The following is a 13,465-nucleotide window of genomic DNA, read 5'->3' as shown; positions in this document are numbered from 1 at the left end:
AGGGACGTCGTGACGTCTGCTTCCCGCGAGCGCTTCTGCGCACTCCCGACGAACTCGCCGCCCGTCGACGACCCGGCCGGCTTACAAGGCGGCGCTCTGTAGCATCCGGCGCCGGTAATTGCGAGCGCGCCGCGGTCCGGGAGACGGACGCCATGGGGGGAGCGGGCCAGCCGGAGACGCTGCCGTCACGGTATCGGCAGGCGGCGATCAGCGTCGATGGCGGCAATCGTCATCCCGTGCCGGGCGCCGTGTCGACTAGGCGCGGAGCCATGCCCTCGCCGAGAGCGGTAGCCATGGGGGTGCTGTGCGCGACGCTCCTGGTCGGAGCGCCGGCTCACGCGAAGCGGAAACCCCTGATTTCGTGTCCCGGCGGCCAGTTCGTGTTCGCGGAGGCGCCGCTTGACGTCGGCGACGGCACGGTCAGGCGCGCCTGGTCCGGCGTCCTCCTTGCCGATGGGATGGTCTCGATCCCGGGCGTCTGCCCGCCGGTCCCCGCCGACCTCCGCCCGGGGCGGCTCGGGATGCGGCTCAGCGCCGTCTGGACCGATTGCGACGGGATCGACGGCAAGGTCCGGCTCCGTGGTGTGACGAACGCGAGCTGTAGCGAGCTGAACCTGCGCCTCACCCTGCCGCGCACCGTCGAGAACAAGCCCAAGGGCGGCTTCAAGGTGAAGGGCATCGCCGAGGCCTGCTTCGTCGATCCGGGCACCGAGCCGCTCGAGGACGGCCAGCAGCTCTATGGCTCGACGACCTGCACCACCGCGACCGATGAGCTGCTCCAGATCCTCGGTGAGATCTGCGAGCAGCTCCAGGGCGAGCCCTGCCTGTCCACGAGCGCGAGCTGCGGCAAGCGCGCGCAGGAGATCTTCACCGGCGTGTCGCTCTTCCCTTCGGTGACCCAGCCGGCGAGCTGGAACCACTTCGGGGGGCGCGGCGAGATCATGGCGCAGGCGGGTCTCTGTATCGCCAAGGACCTCGCCAACGGGCCGCACACCAACGTCGCCGGGGTGGACATCGGAATCGGTGACGTGTCGATCAGCCAGAAGGTCGCGTTCCGCGCCTTCGACGTCGATCAGCGGATGGTGAGCCTCTACCAGAACATCGACTTCTGCGTGCCGGTCTTCGGGTGTCTGGCCGGCGTCGGGCAGGACATCGTCGTGCGGCTCGCGGCGAGCTGCCCCGCCCATCCCGTCGGGCGGTCGTGCGGCAGCTATCCCGTCAAAGCCGCGCACGCGCTCGACGTCCTCGCCAACGAGTCGGCGCGCTACCTCGGCCTCCAGGCCCCCGTGATCACCGTCGTGACGCCGTACGGACCGGTGAACGTGCGGCCGCAGATCCAATTCTGGTCGAAGCTCGGCACGGTACTGTCGCCGTTCGGCACGTCGGCAGAGACGCGCGGCCCGCTCGACTATCGCTTCCACGATCCCGCGCTCGACGCGTTCGTCGACTTCTCCGACTGGTACGGACGCATTCCGGGCGTGCTCTTCTCCACCCAATCCTGGTCCCTGACCTCCGCCATCGGCTGGGACAGTCAGGTCGGCCTCGGGAGCCGCGACCCGCGTCCCTGGACGAGCGCCTGGACTCCGGCCGGCGACCCGAACGCCGTCCGACCGGACCACGACCTCGGGGCGGCGCGCAGCAACGCGGAGAAGGAAGCGAGCGTCCACCTCCGCGCCGAGGCGGAGATCAGCTACTCACCGACGGACATCCTGCCTTCGTGGCTGACGAGCAGCGGCGTCAACCTCTCGTTCAAGATCTGGATCAAGCCGAAGGCCGACGCGGCGGTCGCCGGGCAGCTCGCCCTCTACGCGTCGGAAGGGTTCCGCTACCGCGTCGACAACGACCTCGACCTCTACACGCAGCTCGTGCTGCGCGACGGCGCGAGCGCCGCCGGATCGTTCCTGGTCGACGCGGGGATGGACCTGGTGGCGTACATCAACATGCCGACGCCGTTCGACGACATCACCCTCGTCGACGTGCATCCGGACTTCTCGATTCCCGTCACCAAGGGTGACGACGACTCGCGCGTGAACGGAGCATGGCGCGAGGCCCGCGCGGGATCGGCGTCGCTGCCCTCCAGCGCTCCGTCCTTCGATGGCCCGATCCGCACGTTCCATGGCGACGTCGATGGCCCGACCTTCATCGCCGAGTGCCTCGCGGAGCCGGTTCCCGAGCAGCCGAAGGAGCCGCCGTCGTTCACGCCCGGCGATCCGAACGCGTTGAACCGCGATCTCCTCTTCCCCTGCGACATCTGCGTCGGGGTGGGGACGCACGACATCGACATGTGCGTGCCGCAGCCGGGGCACGGCCTGGCGGAGTGTACGCAGGGTCCCCGCTGCCATCCGGCGCTCGTCGAGGCCGGCATCTGCAAGGATCTGAGCTACCACTCCACGCCGCAGACCGCGCTCCTCTATCCGGCCAACAGCAACCCGTTGCCCCCCGCGAAGCACTGGGACTGCGATGGGTACCACAAATCGGGATGCCTCGATCTCTGCGCGTTCAATACGCTCACGGGCGCGCTGACGGTGGCGAAGTCCGCCGTCGACGTGGTCGGGCCGCTGTGCGGGATCCCGATCGTGAAATAGCGCGCCGTTCGGGGCGCTGTCTCGGAGCGTATCCCCGAGGAGACCGCTCGCTCTCCGGGGGCGCCGTCTCGCCGCGTCTCGGCAGGTAGCCCTGCGGTCGCGGCCGGCGCCGCGCAGCGATAAGTAGGGAGCGCCGTGACGCTCGAGCTCCGCATCATCGGCTGCGCCCGGACCCCCTGGACCCGCCGGGAGGACGCGCCGCACCAGCCGCCGGCGGCCGCCGATGCGAAGGGCGTCATCGAGATCGCGCCGGAGTTTCGCGAGGCGCTGGCCGACCTGGAGGGCTTCGGCCGGATCTGGCTGCTCTTCCATTTCCACCGCAGCGGCGGGTGGGGATCGAAGGTGCGGCCTCCGCGGGGCGGCCCCAAACGCGGCCTCTTCGCGACCCGCGCGCCCGACCGCCCGTCGCCGCTCGGCCTCACCAACGTGGCGCTCGAGTCGGTCGACGTCGCGCGCGGCGAGATCCACGTCCTCGGCCTCGACCTCCTCGACGAGACCCCGATCCTCGACATCAAGCCCTATCTGCCGATGTTCGACGCCTGGCCCGAAGCGGGCCACGGGTGGATCGAGCCGTACCTCGCCGCGGGGATCGAGCCGAAGCTCAAGCGACCGAAACGCACGACCGGAGGAGGGTGACGACATGCAACTCGGGATGATCGGGATGGGACGGATGGGCGCCAACATGACCCGGCGCTTGCTGCGCGGCGGCCAGGAGGTGGTCGCGTACGATGTCGTGCCGACTGCGGTCGACGCGATCGCACGCGAGGGTGCGACCGGTGTGCATTCGCTCGACGCGCTCGTCGCGGCCCTCGCCCCGCCACGGGCGCTCTGGCTGATGGTGCCGGCGGCGCTCGTCGACCAGACGCTCGCCGACCTCGTCCCGAAGCTCGCGCCCGGCGACGTCGTGATCGACGGCGGCAACTCGTTCTACCGCGACGACGTCGACCGCGCGAAGCGGCTCGCGGCGAGCGGCATCCACTACGTCGACTGCGGCACGAGCGGCGGCGTCTGGGGGCTCGAGCGCGGCTACTGTCTCATGATCGGCGGCGAGGCGGAGGTCGTGCGGCGCCTCGCTCCGATCTTCAAGACGCTGGCGCCAGGGTGCGGACGGCTCGAGCCGACGGCGGGCCGCGAGTCGCGGACGTCGACCGCGGAGGAGGGGTACCTGCATTGCGGTCCGAGCGGCGCGGGTCACTTCGTGAAGATGGTGCACAACGGCATCGAATACGGCCTCATGGCGGCGTACGCCGAGGGACTGAACATTCTCCGCCATGCCGACATCGGGAAGCACGCGCATGCCGCCGACGCCGAGACGACGCCGCTCCGCGACCCGGAGTACTACCAGTACGATTTCGATCTCGCCGAGATCACCGAGGTGTGGCGGCGCGGCAGCGTGATCGCGTCCTGGCTGCTCGATCTGACCGCGCGCGCGTTCGCGAGCGACCCGCAGCTCGACGGCTTCTCCGGCCACGTCTCGGACTCCGGTGAGGGCCGCTGGACCCTCGACGCCGCGATCGACGAAGCGGTGCCGGCGAACGTCCTCGCGGCGGCGCTCATGGAGCGTTTCGCCTCGCGCGGCCAGGCCGAGTTCCAGGATCGTGTCCTCTCCGCGATGCGCTATGCCTTCGGTGGTCATCACGAGAAGGTGAAAGGCCACTGACGTCTCGGGATCGGAAACACGCATGCGACGTGGACATCGACGCCGACATCGGGATGCGATGCTCCGCTGGTTCGTCGTCGACCCGACCTTCCGGCGCGCGGTATGCTCCGCCCATCGACGTCGCCGCCCGCCGAGATCGTCACGACGCGCGGCGCGACGGCAGCCCCCAAGGAGGATCGATCATGCGAAGGACGACGATCAGCCGAGCGAGCGGCATCGTGGCGATGCTCGCACTCACCGCGGCCGCGCCGAGCGGCGCGCAGCAGCGCGACCATCTCCAGTGCCACACGATCAAGGACGAGGCCCGGGTCGCGCCGGCGCTCGCCAGCCTCGAGACCCAGCTCGGCGTCGCGAGCCATTGCAAGGTCACGGCCCGCGCCCGCCTGCTCTGCGAGGAAGCGAGCGTAGACGGCGGCGACGGCACCAGCGTCGCCCATCGCGGCGAGTGCCCGTGAGCCAGCGGCGCGTCCGCTCCATGCCGCCGATCGTGTTGCCGCGGAGATGTTGATCGACGCGGTGACGAGCGCGTCGTCGTCGTCGAGGACGACTCAAGCGGCAGTACAGATCCGACTGTCTGACAACGGGTAGGCTGACAACGCGCCGAGCGAGACTACCACCGAACGGATGCGCGCCCGTCGAGGACCGTCGCGCGAAGGGAGATCGGTCCATGGACTCAGCTTCGACCACGGAGCCTGCCAGCCCGGACGGCGCGGCAGCGTCGCTTGCCGAACAGATCATTGCGCAGACCGCCGAAGCGATCGTCTACGCGAACCGCGAAGGCGTGATCGAGCGCTGGAACGCAGCCGCCGCGGCGATGTTCGGCTTCACCGCGAGCGAGGCGATCGGCAGCAGCCTCGACTTGATCATCCCCGAGCGCCTGCGCGTCGCGCACTGGCGCGGCTTCGACGCCGCGATGCAGAGCGGCAAGCTGCGCCTGAGCGGCCACCCGACGCTGACGCGCGGGCTGAGCAAGTCGGGCGCCAAGCTCTACGTCGAGATGAGCTTCTCGCTCGTTCGCGACGAGGCAGGCCATGTGCTCGGCTCGGTCGCCGTCGCGCGCGACGCGACCGAACGCGTCGCGCTCGAGAAGGCGCAAAAGGCGGTGAAGGATGCCGGAACGCGGTGAGCGATTGAAGATCCAACTCTTGTCCGACCTGCACCTGTCGGTGCATCCCATGCCGGTGCCGCGCACCGACGCTGACGTCGTCGTCGTCGCCGGCGATCTGGCCCGGGCGCAAGGCTCGATCGAATGGGCCAGGCAGTTCGAGCAGCCGACGCTGGTGGTCGCCGGCAATCACGAGTTCTACGGCTCGGACCTCGAGACGACGATCGCGCAGCTTCGCGAACACGCGAAGGGATCGCGAATCCACGTCCTCGAATGCGAAGAGTGGCACTTCGAGGGCGTGCGGTTTCTTGGCTGCACGCTGTGGTCGGACCATCGGCTGTTCGCCGACGCGCAGCAGCGCGAAGCCGGGCTGCGGCAGGCGATGTCGATGGTGCGCGACTTCTCGCGCATCGCGGTCGCACCCGGACGCGCCGAACTCTTCACGCCCGATGTGTCGCGCGCGGAGTTCGAGAAGTCGGTCGCGTGGTTGGATGCGAAGTTCGGCGAGGCGCACGACGGCCCGACAGTTGTCGTCACGCACTTTGCGCCGGCGCGCGGCAGCATCCATCCGCGCTTCGCCGGTTCGCCGCTCAACCCCTGTTTCGTCAGCGACCTCGAGGACCGCATCCTGCGCTGGAAGCCGCGGTTGTGGCTGCATGGGCACATGCACGACAGCTTCGATTACACGGTCGGCAGCACGCGCGTCGTCGCCAATCCGCGCGGCTACGCGAAGAGCGGCGTCGTCGAGAACGCATCCTTCGATCCATCGCTCGTGATCGAGGTCGCGCCATAACCGCACCATCCTACGAGAAGAGCACCCCTTGCAGGGGTCGGCGGCCAGATTAGGAGGCGTGTGAGATCGCCAACCACGATCTGATCGAATTCCGCTCGGCTGAGTCCCCACAGCCCGGGCCGCGAGGGCGAAGAGCAGGAGCGGAATGCGAGGTCTCGAGCGGCCGCCCACGGAGTGGCGATAGTGAGGGGATGAGGCCGGTCGACAAGAAACGGCATGGCGCTCGCGACCGTGGGAGCCGCCTCGAAATCACCTGAGTTTCTCCTGATCTCGTCCAGGACTCCGTGACGCGACGGTCCTATCAGCGTCGGCCAGAGAGGAGATCCGTCATGGAGAAGCATCGTTTCGTCGCCCTGATCCTGCTCGTCGCCCTGCTCGCCGCCCGACCGGTCGCAGCCGCGCCGCACCCGAATCCGAATCCGCTCCCGGTGCCGTTCTATTCGCAACAGGACCCGCTCTGGCGGTCGGTGCTGGTCGGCGCGAACCAGGACGTGCCGATGCGGAAGCGGGGCTCGCTGCTCGCCTGCATCGCGATGGTGGCGGCGTCGCAAAACCTGGTGCCGCTCTTCCCCGTGCCGGGGAATCAGTCGGTGCTCGGTCCGACGCCCGACTACATCCACGCCTTCCTCATCGAGTTCAGCGGCTATCAGACGAGCCCCGCGGAAACCGTGATCGTCGACTACGACGCATTCTCGTTCGGCTTCCGGGACGCGTCCGGCATCCAGGCCGGTATCGACTTCGTTCCGCACGCATGGCCGGAGATGCGCGTGTACGTCGACGGCGATCTCGAGAGCGGCATCCCGTCGATCCTCTATCTGCAACGCGAACCCGGCCGCTTCCATCCGGTCGTCGTCGTCGGGTGGGACGACGTGAGCTCGTCCTATCTCGTGCTCGATCCGGCGCGCCTCCGCTGGGACGACTATCCGGTGCCGCTCGAGCACATCCTCGGGCCGGAATGGCAGCGCCTGGTGAGCGGTGGTCTCCGCGCCGTCCTCCGCCACGCCGACGAGTCGCCCGACCCCAGCGACGACGACGTCGACGACAACGGCCAGATCCGCCCCGCCCCGCTCACCGCATCGACGAAGTCACCCGTCGAGATCACCGTGATCGACCCGCGCGGACGGCGGGTCGGATGGGATCCCGCGACCGCGACGACCGTCGTCGACGTGCCGGACGCGTCCTACATGCCGCAGCCGGTGTGGGCCGATCCCCTCGGCACGCTCGCACCGCTCCCGCCCGGCCGCATACTCACGATCCCGCGGCCACTCGAGGGACGCTATCGCTTCGAGATGATCGCGACCGGCGACGGCCCGTACACGCTGAACGTCCGCGCGCACGACGCGAGTGGGGCGCGCACGGTCGAGGAGCGGAAGACCGGCACGGTGCGCACGGGCGACGTCCTCAAGTTCCAGGTCGCGTACGCGCGTCACGGCGACTCGTACTACACGCTCGGCGACAACTTCGCGCCCGAGGCGCACGCCGGCGGCGCGCGGCGCGGGACCGCGGGCGGCGCGGTCGCGTTCGACGCCACGCGCTCCTTCGACGTCGACGGCACGATCGTCGCGTACGCGTGGAGCTTCGGCGACGGCGCGACGGCGACCGGGCCGACTCCGGCGCATATGTACGCCGAGCCGGGCACCTATACGGCGACCCTCACCGTCACCGACGATCATGGTGCCGTCGGTACCACGACGGCGGCGGTCGCCGTCTTCGGCGATCAGCCGCTCGTCGGCACGACCGAACGCGTGAGCGTCGGCCCGCACGGCGAGGAGGCGACCGGGGACTCCGGATCCTTCGTGCCCGCGATGAGCGCCGACGGCGCGATCGTCGTCTTTCGCTCGGCGGCGGACGGGCTCGGCGCGCTCGGCGACAGTCACGTGTACGCGCGCGACCGGCGCGCGGGCACGACCATCCCCGTGAGCGCGTCCGCGTGCCAGAAAAGCGACTTCCCGACCGTGAGCGGCGACGGCCGTTTCGTCGCCTACGAGTGCACGGAGGCGAGCTCGGCGACGAGCGCGCCGGTCGTGAGCATCCTCGTCCACGATCTCGCGACCGGCTCCGAGGAACGGGCCGACGTCTCGTCCGAAGAGCTCGGGGGCACGTGCCCGCCGACGGCCACCGACCCGTGTCGTAGCCTCCGGCCGGCGCTCAGCGCCGACGGGCGCTACGTCGCGTTCTACTCGAACCAGACGAACCTCGTCGCCGGCGACACCAACGACACCGGCGACGTGTTCGTACGCGACCGGGTGAACGGTACGACCGAGCGCGTGAACATTGCCGCGGGTGGTGGACAGTCGGGCGCCGGCGCCAGTTCCGGCAGCGACCCGCGACTCGGCATCAGCGCCGACGGCCGCTACGTCGCCTTCGAGTCGGGCGCGACCGATCTCGTCATCGGGACGCCGGCGTTCGGCTTCGAGCGCGTCTACGTGCGCGATCGCGTGGCGCAGACGACCGAGCTCGTGAGCGTCCCGACCGGCGGCGCCCCGGCGAGCGCCGCGACCGCCGCGAGCCCGTCGATCAGCGCCGACGGCCGCTTCGTCGCGTTCGTGTCGCCGTCGTCGAGCCTGGTCGCCGGCGACACCAACGGCTTCGGCGACGTCTTCGTACGTGACCGCGTTCAAGGCACGACCATGCGTGCGGACATCTCCGGCGCAGGCGAGCAGGCGACGTGCTCGAGGTTCGAGTCGGTGGCCACGTGCAACCGTGACCCGATGATCAGCGCCGACGGACGCTTCGTCGTCTTCCGCTCGCGGGCCGACAACCTCGTGCTCGCGGACACCAACAACCGTGAGGACGTCTTCGTCCGCGATCTCGTCGCCGGCTCGACCGACCTCGCGAGCGTCGCCACGAACGGCGATCAAGGCGACGGCAGCAGCGGCGAAGGACATTTCATCAACGACGAGACCCGCATGGCCTTGAGCGCGGACGGCCGCTTCGTCGCGTTCGTCTCCGACGCGACGAATCTGGTGCCAGCCGACACGAACGGCCTCGAGGACGTCTTCGTGCGCGACCGCTGGCCGTCCGGACTCGTCGCCGATGCCGCGGGACCCTACCGCGGCTTCGCCACGGCGGGCGCACCGTCGGCGGCGATCCGCTTCGACGCACGCCGCTCGTTCGATCCCTTGGGCCACGCGCTCGCGGCGCGCTGGGACTTCGGCGACGGCACGCCGCCGGTGACCGTTCCCGTCGATGCGCCGTTCGCGCATGCGTACGCGGCGCCCGGCCGCTACACGGTCGCACTCACCGTCTCCGACGGGGCCAAGACGTCGCCACCCGCGACGACGATCGCGGACGTCCAGGCGTTCGAGGGGCCAGCGCTGACGCTCTTCCCCGCCTGCGCCGCGCCCGGCGACCGCATCCTCGCGAACGTCACGGGTGTCCCACTGGTCGCGCTCGCGAGCGGATGGAACCTCGCCGACGGCCCGGTCCCGGGCTCGAGCACGATCCACCCCGGCGACACGACGCACGTGCGCATCGATGGACCGAGCGGCCCATCCGTCTGGCGCGACGTGCCGATCGACGCCCTCAACCGCGTCTCCGCGCTCACGCTGGCGCTCCGCTTCGCGCTCTCCGTCGACGCGACGACGGCGGCGGGCGCCTACGTCGTGGACGCGGACGGCGTCGGGCTCACGGCATCCTTCACCGTTCCATGTCCGCCGCTCGCGAACGAGCCGCCGCGTGCGGCCGTCGGCGGCCCGTACGTCGGCGAGGTCGGCGTGCCGATCGTGTTCGACGGCGGCGCCAGCACCGACGCCGAGGGCGCACCGCTCGGCTACCAGTGGTACTTCGACGACGGTGGCACCGCGGTCGGCCCGACACCCTCGCACACGTTCGACGCTCCCGGTACGTATCTCGTGCTGCTGGTCGTGAACGACGGCGGCCTCGATTCGCCGACGTCGGTCGGGACCGGCAGCTATACGACGGTCACGATCGGCGGCGGTGAGGAACCGTGTACCGCGGCGCCGCCGGCCGCGACCTTCGCGTCGATCGGGTGTCGGCTGAGCGCAGTGCGCGCCCGCGCCATGGGCCTCACGGTGTCGGCCGCTCTCCAGAAGAGCCTGCGCGTGTCGCTCGACGGGGCGATCACGAGGCTCGCCGAAGCGCGCACGCTCTGCGGGACGCCGAAGAAGTACCGGTGGGCGAAGTCGAAGGTCGGCCAGGTGGCGCGGAAGATCGCTCAGTTCGGGCGCCGCTTCCGTTCCCGGCCGGCGAAGAGGCAGCTCCCCGAGTCGGTGCGCGCCGACTTCATGCAGAGCGCCGAGCCGATCCGCCTCGATGCCGTCACGTTCCGCCGGATCATGCAGTGCCCGGCCGACGTCAGCTGACGTCGGATTTCCGCGACCGGCGCGTCCCCAGCTCCTCGAGCAGGGTGCGCGCGTCGCGGAGGTCCGGGACGTCACGGCTCGCGGCGAGCGGCGCGAGGCGCTCGGAGAGGAGCGTCCGAGCTTCGCGTTGCTTCCCGCGGTCGCGCCAGAGACGCGCGAGGTCGATCGCGGCGCGCAGCTCGAGGAAGCGGGCCTCCTGACGATGGGCGATCGCGAGTGCCTCATGGAAGGAGCGCTCCGCCTTCCGGGCGCCGGCGTCGCCTCCGGCGCCCGCCTCGGCGAGCGTGATCCTACCCGACAAGCGGTGGAGCTCGGCGTCCCAGTAGTGCAACCCGCTTCGCTCCGCGAGCTCGAAGGCGGTCGCGACCGCGGCGCGCGCCTCCTCGTGACGCCCGAGACGATTGCAGACGTCGGCGAGGATGCCGAGGAACGTCGGCCGTCCGAGCTCCGCGCCGATCGCCTGATACACGGCGAGTCCGTGTTGGATGCGCTCGACGCCCTCGTCGCCGCGTCCACCTTCGGCCACCAGCCAACCGCGATAGATCTCTCCCAGCATCAGGAAGAGCTCGAAGTCGTGCTTCTGCGAGTACGCGAGCCGGACGTCCTCGAGCTCCTGGACGACGGTGGGATCGCGCAGGAGCTGGTAGAAGATCGCCGCGAAGTTGTACGCCATCGCGACGCTGAGCGGATGGTCGAGCGTGTCGGCGCCGGCGAGACACTCGCGCATGCGCACCGTCGCGCGATCCGTCTGTCCGAGCACCAGGAGCGCCAGTGCCTCGTGCGCCGCGCACGACACGCCGGGATCGTGGTCGATGGTGAATCCGCTTGCCCGGTTCGGCGCGTGCCGCTCGGCATCGTAGATCACCTTCGAGCGCTCGAGGTGGCGTATGGCCCCGGCGTAGTCGCCGCGATACATCGCGACCATGCCCGCGGTGTTGTGGGCGCCGAGCGAGGCCGCGGGGTCGCTCGTGGCCTCGGCGAGCCCGAGGAGCCGTCCCGCCATCTCGTCGGCCACCGCGAGCTCGCCGCGCATCAAGTAGAAGGCGCAGAGACCGAGCAGGATGGGAAAGAGCTCGGGCGTGACGCCGGTCGCCGCCGCGAGCGTGCGCGCGCGCTCGTAGGCTTCGGCCACCTCCGGCGCGGCCCAGCCGCTGGTCGCGATCACGGCGGCGCCGAGCAAGGTCTGGATGCGCATCTCGTCGTGCGCGCGTGCAGCCGATGCCGGCAAGGCGCCGAGCAGTTGCAGCGCCTGGCGCGCGTGATGGACGGCCTCGCGATAGCCGTGGTGGCGGAGCGCCGTCTCGGCCGCCGTGCGGCGATAGCGGACCGCGCGGTCGAAGTCGCGACCGTGCGCGAAGTGCATGGCGAGCTCGCCGGCAATATCGGGCGCGGACGCGCCGTGCGCGCGCTCGAGTCGGTCGCCGACCCGCAGGTGCAAGCCGACGCGATGGCCTGCGGGAATGCGCCCGGCGAGCACGTCGCGATAGAGCGCATGGATGAAGGCGTAGCGGCCCGCCACGGTGCCGTCGGGCCACTCGGCTGCTCCGGCCGCGCGCAGGAAGCATCCCCGCCGCGCCAGGTCCTCGCAGCATCGTTCGGCGTCGCCGGCGTCGATGCCGTCCGCGGTCGCGATCGCGGCCGAGAACTCCGCTCCGGCGACGCTCGCCACCGCGAGCACCGTCTGCTCGCGCAACGACAGCCGATCGATCTGCCGCTCGACCATCTGGCGGAGCGTGCGCGGAACCTCCGCCGCGACGCGCGCCACCGGGATCGTGAGCGTCGCGCGACCGCCGGTCGTGTCAATATGGCGTTGCGCCGCGAGCTCGTCGACGACGTTCACGAGAAACAGCGGGTTCCCGCCCGTGTTCGCGTGCAGCACCGCGGTGAGCTCGGACGGGAACGCGGCACTCGGAAAGCGACGATCGAGGTACTCGCCGACTGCGGCCGCGTCGAGGAAATCGAGCGTGATCTGGTGGCAGGCGCCGTGGACGCGCAGATCCTCCACGGCGAACTCGAGTCGGTGCGACTCGGCAGCGATCTCGGCGGCACGATAGGTCGCGAGGATCAAGAGGCGCGTCGGGTCGCGGCGTCGGGCGAGCATGGTCACCAGGTCGATCGTCTCGACGTCGCTCCAATGGAGGTCCTCGAGGAGGAGGACGAACGGCGTCTCGGCGCCGAGCGCGTCGCACGCCTCGATCAGCTCGCGGAGCATGCGCTCGCGGGTCGTCCCTTGGGTACGCCGCTGGACGGATGCAAGCTCGTCGTCGCCGAGGAGCGCGGGGAGCTGCGCGAGCCACGTCGGCGCGTAGCGCGTGAGGACGCGCAGCAGCGCTTCGCGTCCCGGCTCGCGGCCCATGCGGCCGAGCGCTTCCAGGATGGGAAGGTAGGGCTCGCTCGCGCCGTAGTGCTCGAGGCACTGCCCGCGACCGATGCGGACCGGGTGGCCCGTCGCGATCTGCTCGAGGAATGCCTCGACGAGCGCGGTCTTGCCGATCCCCGCCTCGCCGGTCACGAAAACGAGTCGGCGCCGGCCGGCGGTCGCGGTCGCGTACTCGGCACGGAGCTGCGCCAGATCGCCGTCGCGACCGACCAACGTCGGCGGGGCGATCGGGAGGACGCCGAGCGGAGCCGTCGTCGCCTCCGCGACCGCCACCCGGTCGTGGGTATCCGCCGTCGCGACCGGGCCGATGAAGCGGAAGCCGCGCCGATGAACCGTTTCGATGTAGCGCGGGGCGCGCGACGAGTCGCCGAGCGCTTTGCGGAGGTCGCGGATGCAGCTCGTGAGCGTCGCTTCGCCGACGATCGCGTCGCTCCAACCGGCGGCGAAGAGGTCGTCCTTCGTCACCAGGTGCAACGGGCGCTCGACGAGGTGACGGAGAACCGCGAACGCTTTCGGCGCCAGGTCCAGGCGGCGGTCGCCGCACCAGGCCCAGCCGGTGCGGGAATCGATGCGTACGGCGGGTGTTTCGCGGCTCGTCACCATCTCCTCGGAACCTC

8 protein-coding genes are annotated in these 13,465 nt (G+C 70.5%); 7 read left to right on the top strand and 1 reads right to left on the bottom strand.

Features of this window, described 5'->3' with window-relative positions; genetic code table 11:
* Window positions 1-269: 269 nt before the first annotated feature.
* The 7 genes from IT293_04435 (at window position 270) to IT293_04405 (ending at window position 10,468) form a co-directional block, all read left to right on the top strand.
* Complete coding sequence (locus IT293_04435; protein ID MCC6763892.1) at window positions 270-2,585, top strand: hypothetical protein; 2,316 nt, start codon at window positions 270-272, stop codon at window positions 2,583-2,585.
* 135 nt (window positions 2,586-2,720) lie between these two features.
* Entirely contained in the window at window positions 2,721-3,221 is a 501-nt protein-coding gene (gene tsaA / locus IT293_04430; protein ID MCC6763891.1) for a tRNA (N6-threonylcarbamoyladenosine(37)-N6)-methyltransferase TrmO, read from the top strand.
* A gap of 4 nt (window positions 3,222-3,225) precedes the next feature.
* Complete coding sequence (gene gnd, locus IT293_04425) at window positions 3,226-4,245, top strand: decarboxylating 6-phosphogluconate dehydrogenase (GenBank protein ID MCC6763890.1); 1,020 nt, start codon at window positions 3,226-3,228, stop codon at window positions 4,243-4,245.
* A 182-nt stretch (window positions 4,246-4,427) separates the two neighbouring features.
* Entirely contained in the window at window positions 4,428-4,700 is a 273-nt protein-coding gene (locus tag IT293_04420) for a hypothetical protein (protein MCC6763889.1), read from the top strand.
* A 212-nt stretch (window positions 4,701-4,912) separates the two neighbouring features.
* A complete protein-coding gene (locus IT293_04415) occupies window positions 4,913-5,371 on the top strand; it encodes a PAS domain S-box protein (GenBank protein ID MCC6763888.1) in 459 nt (152 codons plus the stop codon).
* Between the two features lie 4 nt (window positions 5,372-5,375).
* A complete protein-coding gene (locus IT293_04410; protein MCC6763887.1) occupies window positions 5,376-6,143 on the top strand; it encodes a metallophosphoesterase family protein in 768 nt (255 codons plus the stop codon).
* Between the two features lie 329 nt (window positions 6,144-6,472).
* Window positions 6,473-10,468 carry a PKD domain-containing protein gene (locus tag IT293_04405; GenBank protein ID MCC6763886.1) on the top strand — a complete coding sequence of 1,332 codons (3,996 nt, stop codon included), beginning with the start codon at window positions 6,473-6,475 and terminating at the stop codon, window positions 10,466-10,468.
* Here IT293_04405 and IT293_04400 read toward each other — a convergent pair.
* Window positions 10,461-13,451, bottom strand: coding sequence for an AAA family ATPase (locus IT293_04400; protein MCC6763885.1), 2,991 nt, complete (start codon window positions 13,449-13,451; stop codon window positions 10,461-10,463). The genes IT293_04405 and IT293_04400 overlap by 8 nt on opposite strands.
* Between the last annotated feature and the right edge of the window lie 14 nt (window positions 13,452-13,465).

The sequence above is a fragment of the Deltaproteobacteria bacterium genome (assembly GCA_020848745.1).
In the GTDB taxonomy this organism is placed as follows: Bacteria; Desulfobacterota; Binatia; order UTPRO1; family UTPRO1; genus UTPRO1.
This window is presented reverse-complemented; position numbering and strand designations above follow the sequence as displayed.